The following is a 14,369-nucleotide window of genomic DNA, read 5'->3' as shown; positions in this document are numbered from 1 at the left end:
TACCCTACCTACCATTCAAAACTTTATCAACGTGTTGAATAACGTCTTCTAAAATAATGTCTTCTTTTATACCTGATGCTTCACCTTCAAAATTTAAGAAAAGACGATGTCTTAGGACAGGGAATATCGTCTGTTTGATATCTCCTTTCGAAATATGAAAGCGTCCAGAACAAAATGCTCTTGCTTTCGCAACTTTAATTAAACTTTGTATACCACGTGGCCCTACTCCATAACGAACATATTTCTTCACTAGTTCGCTAGCATTTTCATCTGCTGGATGAGTTGCCATTATGAGATTCACTGTATAGTCTAACAATTCTTGAGAAACTAGTATCTCTTTCACTGCCTGTTGAATAAGTTGGATATTCTCGGTATTCATTAACTTTCTCACTTCATATGTTGTCGTACCGGTAGTTCTATTAATTATTTCATAGAGTTCTTCCTTTTTGGGATAACTCATATTTATCTTTAATAAGAAACGGTCCATTTGTGCTTCGGGTAATGGATAAGTTCCTTCCATATCAATCGGATTTTGTGTAGCCAAGACAAAAAAAGGAGATGCTACTTTTCTTGTTTCCCCCATAATAGTAACTGTTTTTTCAGCCATTGCTTCTAGCAAAGAACTTTGTGTTTTTGGCGTAGCACGGTTTATTTCATCTGCTAAAACGATATTTGAAAAAATCGGTCCTTCATGAAAAACAAAAGATTGTTTTCTATTAACATTTATTTCAATCATTTTTGTACCTGTAATATCCGAAGGCATCAAATCAGGTGTAAATTGGATCCTTGAGAAACGAAAATCCATTACATCAGAAATTGTGCGAATCAACATTGTTTTACCTACTCCTGGCATCCCTTCTAAAAGCGCATGCCCTTCAGACAACATTGCCCAAAAAAGCTGCTGGATTACCTCCTCTTGCCCAACAATAACTTTTCCAATTTCCTGTTGAACTTCCAATAAAATTGCTTGAAATGCTTTTAACTCTTGCTCTTTTTCTTCCAAACTAATCACTTAATTTTCTCCCTTCGGTTCCATTTCACTGAAGTATTGCTTCACAATATCCTCTAGTCTTGTTGGTAAATTCATTCGATCGACCGATTCCCGGTATGAACGTTCATATGAGGAATACACCTCATCATAAGTGCGAACATGACCTTTAATAGCTGGGGAATTTGTTGTTTCTTCAAACTCCGATTCTCCTTCTCCAGTAGGAGCACTGTCCGTTTCTATTCTTGATTCACTGTCAATATAAGAAGGTACCGTTAATGTTTGATCCCCTACGCCAGTACCTGCACCACTCCCCCCTGAACCAGATCCATTACCATTGCCAGAGCCTGAACCAGATCCATTGCCATTGCCAGAGCCTGAACCAGATCCATTGCCATTGCCAGAGCCTGAACCAGAACTTGCATTGTTTCCTTGTTGGTTGTTGGAAGGACTATTCCCTGGAGTTTGTGCTGTTGTATTCGATGAATTTGTAGTGTTTGAATTAGATAAGGTTAATTTGCTAGGATTTAACCCTGATTGCGCCATTTTTCCATATTGATTTGTAGCGGTCGCTTGTAAAGCACTTTGCAATGCTTGTAAATCTGATATAGACGCAACATTTTCCAATACCTGTTCTAATTGCTCTAACAAAGCTAAAAGTTCATCCTCTGAGAGTTCAGAGATATCTTCGGTTTTCTGATCCAGCATATTTTCTACAAGCTTTTGAAACTGTTCTATTTCTGTTTCATTCAAATTAGCGATATTTTCCTTTAGTTTATTTAATTGTTCCTGCATCTCTTTACTTTTGCCTTCTAGTGCTAGATTTGCTAAGGAATTTTTCGGACTATTATCCGCTAGTTCCTTTAACTGTAGCTCTTTTTCTTTTAAATTTTTTATTGACTCATTCAATTCATTTTCTTTCTTCATTAACTCTTTCAATAAGGTATCTGCATCCTCTTGTGTTTGTAAATCTTTTAACTTTTCTAACTCAAGTATTAGCGGTTTTTCTTCTTCGTGTTTTTTTAATTCCTCTTTTAATTCATCCTTTGTTTCCTTTACAATTAGCTCCTCTTGTTCTATTGCTTTTGCTTTTTCCATAATGTCATTTGGAAGTAATAAAAGAATAGATGCAACAAACAAAGCCCCAAATGAAAACACGATAGCTTTCCAATCAAACAAAGGTAATTTTGTATCTTTTATTTCAGCTTTTTGTTTCGTTAAATGGTTCATCGTTTCTTTCCGTTGAAGCTGCGCTAATAAAGAGGTATCCTCTAAATAATCTAAAGAGGTAACAAGACGATCTTCCTTCAAAAACCCATCTCCAAAGATGGCTGCATCATACATAGACGGCTTATTTCTCCAATAGAAAACAAAGGAGATGATAAAAAAGCTAATTGCGATCAAAATGGCTTTTCTAAGGAGATATGTCGTTACGAATAGCCTCCCAAATAAAACGAAAGCTAAAAAAGTAAGACAAGCAAACAGCAACGCAAATTGTGTTTGCTTCGTAATTTTTTGTATTCTAAGCTTTTTTCTAATGGATAGTAAAAAACCAAAAAGTTGATCTTTTTCGTTCATTTTATTTCTTACCTTTTCTAGGTCTCATATTAGGTCGAAGTTTTTTTATACTAATTAACACTAATAATATCGAGATTGCGATGTATGAAATAATAAAACCTACTCCAAGTGAAATTTCCCACCCTGTAATTTGATGTAATTCCATTTCAACAGAAGGTTCAAATGCCGTCATCAAAAGGACAAATGGATTTAGCATCGCCACAAAATATGGTGCCGGATTAGTGGATGGCTGCATCCCGCCCATCCCATACTGGAAAAAGCTCACCATAAAAAGGGTTAACACTGCTGTACCAGCAGCTAAAAAGAAGGCAACACCATAAGTACAAATCATTGCAACAATGGTTTTTCTAATAAAGGTTGAGAAAAAAACACCGATACTACCAAGCGTGATCATCGTAATTAGGTATATTCCAAAAGTCATAAAAAGTAGTTTTGGAGATATTCCCCCAAACAGAAAGACTATACTATATAAAGGTAGAGAGGATACTACAATTAACAACAAAAAAGATAGAGACGAAGCCAATTTACTTATTATAATACTTGTTGATGATTGTTGAGTTGTAAGTAAAATGTTAAGTGTTTGCTTTTCACGCTCACTACTTATAACTCCCGCAGTTAATCCAGGTGTCATGAAAAATATTAAAGCTAACTGTACAAAGGCTAAAAGCATAAACATGTTCTTACTATTTTCTGGTCGAAACATCCCCATTGAACTATATCTTGTCTCCATATAGATAAAGAAGAGTGCAATCATTCCAAGAACTGCCAGGTAGAAGAATACTCCAAGAAAACTTTTAAAACTTCGAAACCTTAATTTGAATTCTTTATTTAACATTGGATTCGTTATCTGTGCCTTCATTTATTCCACCCCCTTTGTTATCTCTAAAAATATGTCTTCTAAATTAGTTTCTTCCTGACTGAAGCTACTAATCATAATTCCCGCTTCTAATGCTTTTCTGAGAAGGTATACTTGTTCTTCATCTGTACCTTCAAATGAAAAAGAAAGTAGATTATCTTTCTGGTCGTTTACTTGAATATTCGATACAGCTGGAATATCTTCAAAAAAGCGAATGGCTTCTTCTATCTGATGTATAACAAATACTTTTAACACTTTGTTAGCTTGTAATTGCTGATGTATCTCCTCTACTTTCCCAGTTGCCACTAGTTTCCCACTGTTAATTACTCCGATCTCATCACACATTTCAGCTAACTCTGGCAGTATATGAGAGGAAATCATTATCGTTTTCCCCATATTCTTTAATTCTCTTAAAATTTCTCGCATTTCTATTCGTGCTCGAGGGTCTAATCCTGAAGCGGGTTCATCTAGTATTAATACCTCTGGGTCATGAATCAAGGCTCGTGCTAGGCATAGCCTTTGCTTCATACCTCTTGAAAGCAAATCTACATAGGAATCTTTTTTGCTTGTTAAATTCACAAGTTCTAAAAGCTGTGGAATGAGCTTTTTACGCTGATCCGATGGAATTCCATAGCTAGCCCCATAAAAATCTAAGTATTCATCAGCTTTAAACTGATCATAAACTCCAAAGAAGTCGGGCATATAGCCTATATGTTTTCTTACCATTTGAGGGTTTTGTGTTACATCAAATCCATTCACAAAGGCAGTTCCAGATGTTGGAGCTAACAAAGTGGAAAGAATCGAAAAGGTTGTAGATTTACCTGCTCCGTTATGTCCAACAAATCCAAAAACAGTTCCTTTCTCTATTTTAAGAGAAAGTGAATCTAATGCTGTAAAATTACCATATTTCTTCGTTAAATTAACCGTTTCAATCATTCTTTAACTCTCCCTCAACTTCAATTCCTGGTACCGTCATATCCCGATCCATATTCGTTGGCACAGTAAATACAAGCTGTATCACCTGATTCTCTGCGATATAATGCTCCAAGTTTCCTTCAATTTTCACTGTGTTCATATTCTCTAACGGTTCTAATTTATTTGTTCGTTGATTTAATACGAAATATTCCAAATCTTCACCACTAGTTCTTAATTTGAATTTCAGCTCCGTCACTTTATCTCGTTCTACTGAAAACATATCTGGTATTCGGTAGGACATGGTATAACTTCCACCACCAATGTGTATAACTTTATCACCATAGTCTAATCCATTGTGATAAATAGTTCCTCTTTCACCTTCTGTAACTTGAAGCATTGGATTTAGGTTCTCTTCTGTAAAGCTGAAACTTGCAGAACCTTCATTTTTAATCGTAATGGGAAGGGCAACAAGATGCAGGGAATTCTGATTTGAAGACTTCCCATTAACTTTTGTTCCTAAAATATCTTGTGCGATAAATCCTACTAAAATGGGTTGTTCAGAATTTATGAATAGCTCTTTTCTATTTACAATTAAGTCTAGCATTTGAAATTTCTTATGGTTTTCTAAGTCTGTTTTATCGATTTTCGGTGGATTAGGCTGATTATAAGCATTGGATACATTAGGAAAGCTCTTCATGACAGATGCATTGGTTGGCGAACTCATCACATTAGCAACATTCTTTTTATCCAGCTCATAATTTAATTGAATCTCTTGTCCAGCTTTTACAGTACCCAGTTTTTCTGAATGCCTACCAGATAAGAGGAATACATCCGTTAATTCATAACCTAGTTGATTTGAAATCTTCCCTCTTACATTTCCTTCTTTGACACTAATATCATAATCGATGTTCCCAAGTGGTACAGAATGAACTTTTCCAATACTTGAACGTAACGACCAATACTCTACATCATTGAACGTAATATCCGTACTTTTTGATCCGGCATTTAAATAAGCATAATTTTTCACAATATCAAAGTTATGATTATATCCATATAATACCGGAAAGAAATCGGTACCTTTATGTTCCATTTCAACTTTATATTTACCGCCGCTATTAGTTAAAATAGATACAGTTCCATAACCAGTAGCAAGCTCCGTCTCATTATCTAGTAAGAGAATACTGGCATCGTTGATTTGCGTCCCTGCAATTCTATCTTTAGCACCGACCACAAAAATACTAATACTAGTTATCATTGCAACGGTTGGTATAATCCACCATGCCTGTTCTCGTTTATCCATTTTCTTCAGAATAATATACAAAACAGGGATTAATAGAATTAAGTACACAATAAATGCACCAATTAGAAGCGGCACAGAAATAATAGATCCTGGAAAAATTTCACCCACAGCTGTCAATTGGTAGGAAAGATCCTCCAATGCATGAGGATTATTAGAATTAACTTGCTTATTAGTTGATTTTTGAATAACACTCGACCACCAGTTATTAAGCTTATCCCAATCCTTCCAAGCATCACTAGAGAGACTGCTTGATATCTGAGTGACAGAGCCTGCACCAATTTTCTTCATCAAAGTAAGAGGCGTTTCTCCTTCTTTAGTTAATACCTGTAGATCACTTTCCACCGTATTTCCGATAAAAACGGGTAACGACCCTGGATACGTGCTATCAGGATTAATGGAAGAAATCATGGTTTCTTCATTTGGGTTTAGAAGCAAAAATTCACTTAATTCTCCTAAATCCTGAGCAAGACCTATTTTTGTATCAAAAACGATGGAACCCCCGCTTCTAACCCACTCTTTTAGTGAAAATTGTTGAGCATCAGTAAGGGTGGCTAGTGAGAAATCGTGTACAAGAATAACATCATATATCTCTAATCCAAATGATTCAGTTGGAATATTCTCACTCTTAATAGTAAGAAACTCCATTGGTTCTTGTTGATATTTCAAAAGTTTTATGTAATTAACTGCATCGGGATTGTTGCTTAGAACTCCTAAAACTAATCGATTATCTTGTAAAATGCGTGGCATTGAACTTATGTTCCCTGAAAGTTTTACTTCTTTTCCTGTCTCTACTCCACCTTCAAAGAAACGAACAATCTCCATTTTATTATTAGGAGACGTGTTATGATGAAAATAATCGTTAGTTCCCTTTACAGATAATTCAATTATCTTTGTATCTCCAGCTCCGATTTCTACTGGAACGATATAGCTACCTGCCATATTATATGTAGGGTTTGAAAATACAACGAAATCCCCTTTTATAGCATTCCCATTGTTGATGACTTCAATTTTAACGGGATGTCCCTTTCCCATTTGAACTTTATTTTCTACCCCATACTCAACCTTTACTTCCAATTTTGCTTCTGCGTTAGTAAAACTAGGATAAATAATAAGAAAAAATAATAAAAAAACTAAGCATTTCTTCATAACGTCTAAGCTTCTCAAGTTTCTTCCCCCTAATGAATATAAAGACTCTTCCCTATTAATTAGTTATCTATCATCTTTTTTTAGGCTCTTTTCGTAAAGATTGTTGCTTTAAGCTGGTGAAAAGTCGGCATTTGGACTTTTTACCGTCATTTTGCTTAGAAAATAGAAGCAGGCTCTCGATTACATAATGGAAAAGAGCACGATTGCATTGATAATGACGGATTGATTCTATTTACGAAAAGCAACAAAGTATGCGAAAACAGCCTTTTTTAACAGTCCTGAATAGTTAACTATATCTTTGACGAAATGAAAGCCTAAAAGTTTCAAATAATTTCTAAAAAATAGAAGAATACAACTTTTTTATCCCCATCAAAAAATACACAACCAATAAAAAAGGAAAGCTAAAATAGCTCTCCTAATCCATCACACCAGTTCGTAATATTTTTGTCTCTACCTTTATGTTAAAGCTTGTTTCAGGATATAGCTTTCTCCATTTTTCCCTTGTGAAATTTTTGCTTCCTATTTTTGCTCGATAATGATTACCAAAACCGATTGGATCAACCGTTAGCATTTGAAACTCTTTGATTAATTCTTCGATGTGAGCTTTCATTGTGGCACTAATAACCTTTTCTATTTCTTTAAGTGCTTCTGGATTACCTAAATCATAATCCTCGGATATTTCTTGCATTCTTGTTACAACATCTACCTCTATGCTAAAAGTTAAAGGATTTACATTTTCCATTTCAATACGCACATCGCTCTCTAAGTGATCAAGCGAAGCGAATATTAGTTCTTTTTCCACTTTTGGATGTTTCCTTTTTTGCAAATAATTATCTAGCTTATCTTTCGGAAATGATATTTCTATATTACCTGCTCTGTAAGGGTTTAATAGGAGCTTCAAATAAAATGATTTTGTTGTGTCTATATTACCTACCATCCGATCATCTTTAAATAAAGCTAGTCCATTAACAAATATTGTATTTCCACGAAATTCCATATAAGGGAGAGCCGGATCTCTACCTTGACTATAATAGCATTGCATAAATTCATGTAGTGTTGGAGAAACGAGTGATTCCGACTGGACATTTTGACTAATTAAATCATAGAGGTAGGTTCCTGCATTCGCAATATCATCTGATTCTTGAGCTCTACTTAGAAGTTCATGTGCAGTAGTATTACTTACAGCTAAGTAAGACATTGTTCCTATTTCTGAATCTCTGGACAACGTATCAATATAAGATATAATCCCTTCTTTTGCAAGTTCTTGACCATAAACCGCAACCCTTAATTGCCCAGATACTAATTTTCTACTTGATGCTAAATTTTCTTTCTGTCTAATACCCTTACTTGTATTTGCAACAGTAGAGACCATTTTTGAATTATTGGGATGTAATGGATCAAACTCATAGTAAACGATGGATCCTCGTATCAGATCGTCTTCTTCTTTGTCATAGCCAGTAGCTGTAAGTAATCCTAATTCTTCTAATGGTTTTTGTTCGAGGCACCCAACTAAGAGTAGAAAACATGAAAGAAGACCAATCAATTTTCGATTTATCATCCTGCCTTCCTCCCTGCTACTATTCTGTTTCGTACGAAAACAATTAGAAATAAAATTATCGTATAAACAAATATCACTCCAAACCCGAAAAGACCAACAACATCTATGTATAAATTAATCTCTACCCTTCTGTTAAATAACATTGTAAGAGCAATTATTAAAATGCTACAAATAATCACTAACTTCCGTTGCTTAATCTTAATTATCTTTTTAAGACCCTTTGTAGCAGCCCACATCATAAATAAAGTATTCGGAAGAATGATTACTAGCCACATGGATACAGCAAAGAACTCAAATCTCTCAAGATTAGGAAATTGAATGATTTTGAACATGGATAATGTTGCCCAAATTGTTTTTTCTAATTGTTCTGCACTATAATAGCCAATCGCAACAATCGTCAGTAATAAAATTAATAAGAAGGTGAAAAACACACCAAGTTGTGCATAAATATGCACTTTCTCTTTATTTCTAATGTAGGGATATACGAAATACAAAATTTCTAAGCCTAAAACGGTAAAAGAAGTCTTATATGCTCCTCTTAGCAATTCTTTGGGTGATGCTTCTAATATCGGAAGAAAATTTGTCCACTCCATATATCTTATAGGTTCGTAAATTAACAGCACTAACCAAATAGCTAAAAAGAAACCTAAAAAGCTTACACCTACAACTGTCCTAATCCCACCGAATACTCCATACAAAGTTAGAAAAAGGATAAAGCTTGAAATTGTCCAAGACTTCATGTCTGGGAAAATCCAGGCTTGCACTATTTCTGTATAGCCTAAAATAATAGAAAGTAAGCCAGCTAAAAGGTAAGTTATATACACCAAATTTAAAATAGTTCCGATGAATTTTCCAAAAAGTGAAACATGAATATCAAAGAGATCTTTATCTTTAAATGTTCGCAGTATATAACACATCGCCGCTATTACTACTACCATCCCGATGTAACTTATACAAACTGATATCCATGCATCTTGCTTAGATTCAAAGAAAATGATTCTTTGGACACCAGCAATACCTACTCCCATTTGGTTAGTATGTACGATAAAAAACACTAAAAAAGCTTGAAGTAAAAGACTCTTTTTTGGTGTTGTTTGAGTGTTCATCTTAGACCATCCTACTCATCTATATCTTTCGCATATTTTTCATTAAAAGAGAAAAAGCCCTTTTTCTCCGGATTTGTTTTTATCAATTCAATTGGTAACCTGATGACAGTATTTTTTACCTTCCTTAATTCAAGCGGATAGATTGGTTGTAAATACGGTCTCCCTGCGCTGGTAAGTTTAATTAAATGAATAAGTAAGAAACATAATCCAATTGCTATTCCAATACCTCCCCACATCCCTCCTAGAACGAGAATGGGAAAGCGAGTAACCCTGATAGCAGTCCCCATTAAATAACTAGGCGCTGTAAATGAACCTAATGCACTCAGTGCAACAACAATAATTAGAATATTGCTTGTGAACCCTGCTTCTACGGCAGCTTGTCCTAATACAATACCGCCTACGATACCCATTGTTTGACCGACTTTTGTTGGAAGCCTTGCTCCTGCTTCTCTTAATAATTCAATCATAATTTCAAGTAGAAAGGCTTCGAAAATTGGTGAAAATGGAACCTTAGATCTCGATTCTCCAAGCGATACAATTAAAGTTGAGGGGATCATTTCATAATGGTACGTAATCACAGCCACATATGCGGGAGTTAGTAAGATGGATAAGAACATCGTCAAATAGCGTAGGAAACGAATAAAGCTACCCATATTCCACCGCATATAGACATCTTCTGTAGACTCAAAAAAGTGGAAGAATGAAACTGGACCGAGAAGTACCATTGGACTTCTGTCGACAAATACAGCAATCATACCTTTTTCTAAACTGTATGTAACTCGATCTGGTAATTCTGTTTGAAGATATTGTGGAAACAGAGTATAACTATTGTCTTCAATTAATTGCGCTAAGACAGATGTATCCAAAATTTCATTTACTTCAAGATTATTTATCTTCTCTTTAATATATTCGACAGAGTCCTCATCAGCTAAGCCTTTTAAATAAACTAATCTGATCTCCGTTTCATTACGCTTTCCCACCGTTAATTTGTCGGCACAAAGTTCTTCTGTCAGTATATTTTGGCGAACAATACTGATATTGGTATTTAAAGATTCAGTAAAAGCTATCTTCGGACCAAATACTAAAGATTCCGTTTCCGCTTTTTCCAGCCCTCGCTCCGTCTTTTTGGAAGCATTCGCAAGAACTCCCGTTTCACCTTTTTGTATATAGATGTATATAAAGCCTTCTAGTAACTTTTTTGTAATCTCTTCACCATCATTGCTAAGTAAGCTATTTGATGTTAAAAGGTTATTTCTAAGCTCTTTTGCATGAAGCTCAATCTCTCTGGCTAACTTTAAAGCTGGTGAAAGGATAAACTGATTAAATGAGGAATCATCGATTAAATTCTTCATATAAACAAAAATCAAGACGGACTCTTTTATGGGAAGTTCATAAAAGTATAGATCCGGACTGTGATGTAGTTTTTGCGAGAAATAGTTCTTAATCTCCTCTATTTCTAGATTTGATAGTTGATTGTTGCCATCCACTTCGAACATTCCTTTCTCTCTCCAACACTCTTATTGATAGGATTACCTAATCAAACAAATTTATGAAAAAAGCATCTTCTTTAAAAGATGCCTCTAATTTATACTCTTATTCTCTATCTCTGTCATATACAGTTTGTTCTCAAAATTGAATGCTTTTTAATTTACATAATATTTTTCTGGTCAATAAATCACTTTCTTTTTATGAGCATTTAATTTCCTGTCAGACAAACCAAGACAAACGTACAAGCAACCTAGTTATAAGTAGAATAGTCTATTATGTATAAAATCGATAGGAGGATGAACATGTCACAATTTTATCATCAGTGTCAGCGTTATCACGGTCAAGTTGTAACACTTAAATGTAGAGATGGCTCAAATCATAGTGGAAGAATTGTAAGAGTTTCTCCCACTCATGTATATATTCAACCAAGAGGAAAAAATTTAGGCGGATTTGGAATGGGATTTTTCGGAGGGTATTATGGAGGGTATGGTGGGTATAGTCCTATCGCCGTTCCTTTAGCATTCGTAACTGGAATTGTATTAGGTGGACTATTGTTCTGGTAAAAATGCTTGACAAAGTTTAAATAGTCAAAATGAAAGGTTAAAAGCTTCGTTCACAAAGATGTTAATATTTCATAGTTCTTTGTTATGATATAGTAAAATGGAATAGTTTATGTGAACGAGGTGTATTAATCATGAAAAAAACGGTATTTATACTAAGCGCACTTTTATTTCTTCTTGCTGCTTGTTCCAATAACTCGGAGTCAAATAGTACGGAGCAATCACATGAGGAAGGATCCCACCAACACAATAAACCTTCTTTCTATCAAGGTGATCTTAGAGAGAAAACTGCTTCTGTTGAAGAACTACCATCTTTTTTAGATGATAAGCCTGAAGATATGACAATTATTTATTCTGCAGCAGCACAACATCAAGAGGTATTAGAACAGATTCCTTGTTATTGTGGTTGTGGTACTTCAGCGGGTCACAAAAGCAGTTATCAATGCTTTGTCCATGAGGTTCATGAAGACGGCTCTATTGATTGGGATGATCACGGAACAAGGTGCGGGGTATGTTTAGAAATTGCTGCATCATCCATTGTAGAATACAGTAAAGGAAAATCAATCATTGAAATCCGCGATATGATTGATGAGACCTATAAAGAAGGCTATGCAACACCGACCCCAACTCCAATGCCAAAAACTAATTAAGTAAATATCAATAAGAAAAGCTAAGGGAACCCCCCTTAGCTTTTCTTATTATTCTGCGTGATACATTAAAGCAAGTGCACCTGGTCCAGTATGTGTGGAGATAACTGGAGTTGTAAAAGAAATTTGAGTATCCTCGAAACCAGAAACCTCTTGTATAGCATCTTTTAATGTTTGGGCTAATTTTATGCAGCCTGCATGTGCGATTCCTACACCTTTTACCTTTTTCCCTGCTATATCTTCTTTAAATTGTTTTGTGTAGAATTTAATAACTTGTGAGTGGCTTCTCACTTTATTTACTGGAGTATAAACACCATCAGCAAGTGACGCAATTGGTTTAATATTTAATAGGGAACCAATCAATGCCTTGCCCCTTCCAATTCTTCCACCCTTAACCAAGTTTTCTAATGTATCAACCATAAGATACAAGTTGGTATGTTTTTGTACCTCATCTAGTCTTACTAAGATCTCCTCGATTGTTTTTCCTTCTTTCGCCATCTTTGCAGCTTCTACCACTTGAAATGATAAAGCAAAAGATATAAAGCGAGAATCGACAACCGTTACATCAGAATCCGACATATTAGAAGCGCTTTCTGCAGAAGAAACTGTTCCACTCATTCCACCAGTCATATGGATGGATAGAACTTTGCTCCCATCTGCTCCTAAACGATTATACACTTCTACAAATGTTCCAACTGCAGGTTGAGAACTTTTAGGTAACTCTTTTGAGACTTTCATTTTATTCATAAATTCATCAGGCTTTATCCCAAACCTGTCTATGTATGAATGCCCATCAATGATGATGGATAATGGTACAACTTCAATGTTTAGATTATCAATGATGGATTGATCAATATCGATTGTAGAATCCGTCACTATTTTTACATTTGTCATGAATTCACTTCCCCAAATATAGCCTTATGCTTTATTATACCTACAATTTAAGCTTGTTAAAACAAAATTATCTTAGATTTCGACATTTCTAGCGCGTTCTAGATAAATCTTCGCATTTTAGACAAAAAAAATAACAGGGATATTATCCCTGTCTTCATATTATAGCATATTGCTTTCTTCAAGCATTATTTTTTAGGATATCTGATTTTATAACATTACAATAGTCTGGCCACTTTAATACTTTTTGAAGGTATTCCCGAAATGAATATACTTGCTTCGGTTCTTTTTCTGAAAGTATTTTTGCTATAAATGATTGTAGCCTTACACGAACCATAAAGTGATATGTGCTATCGTCCTCCAATACTGGAATTTCAATGACTTTTACCTTCTGTCCCTTTTCAATCGTGAACTCTAGGCTTTTCCATAGCAAAATATCAATCCTCTTTTTCACCCGTTTGTTATATTATAACCTAAATTTTCTTACAAGTGTTACTATTTAGTGTGACAAAATAAAACATCTTTCAACTAATTTCGATAGTTTTTTAAGGATAAAGTTAGAATTGTCGAGAGTTAGTCAGTGCAGCTCACTATATAACCCAAGTTGTGACTTCATTATAAGTGTTCTTGAATTTTAGCCTGTACTAATTTCCCTAATTCAGTGCCATCAACTTTTTCATCTTTAGGTAAATAGATAGGATCATTTATTGTGACTGTTACTCTAGCTGCCTTAAAGCTTACTTTGCTACGTTCCATGATTTTATAGGAACCAGAGATTGTCACTGGAACTACTGGAACTTTACTTTCAGTAGCAAGTCTCAAGCCACCTTTCTTAAATTCTCCCATAGAATTCCCTTTACTTCTTGTCCCTTCTGGAAAAATCACAAGGGAATGTCCTTCTTTCAATCTCGAGACACCTTCTCTAATTGATTGAATAGCCTTTCTTCTATCTCTACGATCAATGAATACACAATTCATAGCCACCATCCATTTTGAAACGAATGGAATCTTCTGTACTTCCACTTTTGAAATAAATCCTACTGGTTTTTTCAGGAAGCCAATTAGTATTGGAACATCAAAATTTCCTTGATGATTACTTACGAACAATACTGGTCCTTTCGGAATTTTTTCTTCCCCGATAACTTTAATTTCAGATCCAGTAATGTTAACTAAATTCTTTGCCCATGTTTTTGGTTTTTCATGGATAATAATATCTCGTTTTTCTACAGGCATTGATGGATCTAACTTATTTACTTTTTTTATCGTTGGTAAGCTATAAATCAAATAACCAAAAAAGTAAATAAACCACCAAATAGTTCGCAACATCTTGTTCTCT

13 protein-coding genes are annotated in these 14,369 nt (G+C 34.8%); 2 read left to right on the top strand and 11 right to left on the bottom strand.

Annotation, left to right across the window (positions count from 1 at the left end):
* Positions 1 to 4 precede the first annotated feature (4 nt).
* The 8 genes from BK580_RS10615 to BK580_RS10580 all read right to left on the bottom strand — a co-directional run bounded on the left by BK580_RS10615 (position 5) and on the right by BK580_RS10580 (position 10,943).
* Positions 5 to 1,012 carry an AAA family ATPase gene (locus BK580_RS10615; RefSeq protein ID WP_078380294.1) on the bottom strand — a complete coding sequence of 336 codons (1,008 nt, stop codon included), beginning with the start codon at positions 1,010 to 1,012 and terminating at the stop codon, positions 5 to 7.
* Positions 1,013 to 2,566: a hypothetical protein gene (locus BK580_RS23570; protein WP_169864920.1), complete on the bottom strand. Its 1,554-nt coding sequence runs from the start codon at positions 2,564 to 2,566 to the stop codon at positions 1,013 to 1,015.
* Between the two features lies 1 nt (position 2,567).
* Positions 2,568 to 3,425, bottom strand: a complete 858-nt coding sequence (locus tag BK580_RS10605) for an ABC transporter permease (RefSeq protein WP_078380293.1) — start codon at positions 3,423 to 3,425, stop codon at positions 2,568 to 2,570.
* Positions 3,426 to 4,358 carry an ABC transporter ATP-binding protein gene (locus tag BK580_RS10600; protein WP_078380292.1) on the bottom strand — a complete coding sequence of 311 codons (933 nt, stop codon included), beginning with the start codon at positions 4,356 to 4,358 and terminating at the stop codon, positions 3,426 to 3,428.
* A complete protein-coding gene (locus BK580_RS10595; RefSeq protein ID WP_078380291.1) occupies positions 4,351 to 6,801 on the bottom strand; it encodes a hypothetical protein in 2,451 nt (816 codons plus the stop codon). Before BK580_RS10595 ends, BK580_RS10600 begins: the two co-directional genes overlap by 8 nt.
* A 397-nt stretch (positions 6,802 to 7,198) precedes the next feature.
* Positions 7,199 to 8,341, bottom strand: coding sequence for a Ger(x)C family spore germination protein (locus BK580_RS10590; protein ID WP_078380290.1), 1,143 nt, complete (start codon positions 8,339 to 8,341; stop codon positions 7,199 to 7,201).
* Positions 8,338 to 9,447, bottom strand: coding sequence for a GerAB/ArcD/ProY family transporter (locus BK580_RS10585; RefSeq protein WP_078380289.1), 1,110 nt, complete (start codon positions 9,445 to 9,447; stop codon positions 8,338 to 8,340). The genes BK580_RS10590 and BK580_RS10585 overlap by 4 nt, the downstream gene beginning before the upstream one ends.
* Positions 9,448 to 9,458: 11 nt before the next feature.
* A complete protein-coding gene (locus BK580_RS10580; RefSeq protein ID WP_078380288.1) occupies positions 9,459 to 10,943 on the bottom strand; it encodes a spore germination protein in 1,485 nt (494 codons plus the stop codon).
* A gap of 294 nt (positions 10,944 to 11,237) precedes the next feature.
* On the opposite strand from BK580_RS10580, the gene BK580_RS10575 reads away from it, so the two are divergent.
* The gene (locus BK580_RS10575; protein WP_235864031.1) at positions 11,238 to 11,498 is read left to right on the top strand and encodes a hypothetical protein; all 261 of its coding nucleotides are present in this window, start codon (positions 11,238 to 11,240) and stop codon (positions 11,496 to 11,498) included.
* A gap of 131 nt (positions 11,499 to 11,629) precedes the next feature.
* Positions 11,630 to 12,145 (top strand): PCYCGC motif-containing (lipo)protein, encoded by a 516-nt coding sequence (locus BK580_RS10570; RefSeq protein WP_078380286.1) that lies wholly within the window; start codon positions 11,630 to 11,632, stop codon positions 12,143 to 12,145.
* A gap of 48 nt (positions 12,146 to 12,193) precedes the next feature.
* On the opposite strand, the gene BK580_RS10565 is transcribed toward BK580_RS10570, so the two are convergent.
* From BK580_RS10565 to BK580_RS10555, 3 genes are all read right to left on the bottom strand, one after another.
* Positions 12,194 to 13,036: a DegV family protein gene (locus tag BK580_RS10565; protein WP_078380285.1), complete on the bottom strand. Its 843-nt coding sequence runs from the start codon at positions 13,034 to 13,036 to the stop codon at positions 12,194 to 12,196.
* 178 nt (positions 13,037 to 13,214) lie between these two features.
* Positions 13,215 to 13,466, bottom strand: coding sequence for a DUF2535 family protein (locus BK580_RS10560; RefSeq protein WP_078380284.1), 252 nt, complete (start codon positions 13,464 to 13,466; stop codon positions 13,215 to 13,217).
* Between the two features lie 182 nt (positions 13,467 to 13,648).
* On the bottom strand, positions 13,649 to 14,359 hold the full coding sequence (locus BK580_RS10555) for a lysophospholipid acyltransferase family protein (RefSeq protein ID WP_078380283.1): 711 nt from the start codon (positions 14,357 to 14,359) through the stop codon (positions 13,649 to 13,651).
* Positions 14,360 to 14,369: the final 10 nt, after the last annotated feature.

This window comes from Sutcliffiella halmapala (assembly GCF_002019665.1).
Classification (GTDB): domain Bacteria; phylum Bacillota; class Bacilli; order Bacillales; family Bacillaceae_I; genus Sutcliffiella_A; species Sutcliffiella_A halmapala.
This window is presented reverse-complemented; position numbering and strand designations above follow the sequence as displayed.

What these genes read in the sequence shown, in the direction of transcription:
- BK580_RS23570 (WP_169864920.1), bottom strand. Translation starts at nt 2,566, where the DNA reads ATGAACGAAAAAGATCAACTTTTTGGTTTTTTACTATCCATTAGAAAA.
- BK580_RS10605 (WP_078380293.1), bottom strand. Translation starts at nt 3,425, where the DNA reads ATGAAGGCACAGATAACGAATCCAATGTTAAATAAAGAATTCAAATTA.
- BK580_RS10600 (WP_078380292.1), bottom strand. Translation starts at nt 4,358, where the DNA reads ATGATTGAAACGGTTAATTTAACGAAGAAATATGGTAATTTTACAGCA.
- BK580_RS10590 (WP_078380290.1), bottom strand. Translation starts at nt 8,341, where the DNA reads ATGATAAATCGAAAATTGATTGGTCTTCTTTCATGTTTTCTACTCTTA.
- BK580_RS10585 (WP_078380289.1), bottom strand. Translation starts at nt 9,447, where the DNA reads ATGAACACTCAAACAACACCAAAAAAGAGTCTTTTACTTCAAGCTTTT.
- BK580_RS10580 (WP_078380288.1), bottom strand. Translation starts at nt 10,943, where the DNA reads ATGTTCGAAGTGGATGGCAACAATCAACTATCAAATCTAGAAATAGAG.
- BK580_RS10575 (WP_235864031.1), top strand. Translation starts at nt 11,238, where the DNA reads ATGTCACAATTTTATCATCAGTGTCAGCGTTATCACGGTCAAGTTGTA.
- BK580_RS10570 (WP_078380286.1), top strand. Translation starts at nt 11,630, where the DNA reads ATGAAAAAAACGGTATTTATACTAAGCGCACTTTTATTTCTTCTTGCT.
- BK580_RS10565 (WP_078380285.1), bottom strand. Translation starts at nt 13,036, where the DNA reads ATGACAAATGTAAAAATAGTGACGGATTCTACAATCGATATTGATCAA.
- BK580_RS10555 (WP_078380283.1), bottom strand. Translation starts at nt 14,359, where the DNA reads ATGTTGCGAACTATTTGGTGGTTTATTTACTTTTTTGGTTATTTGATT.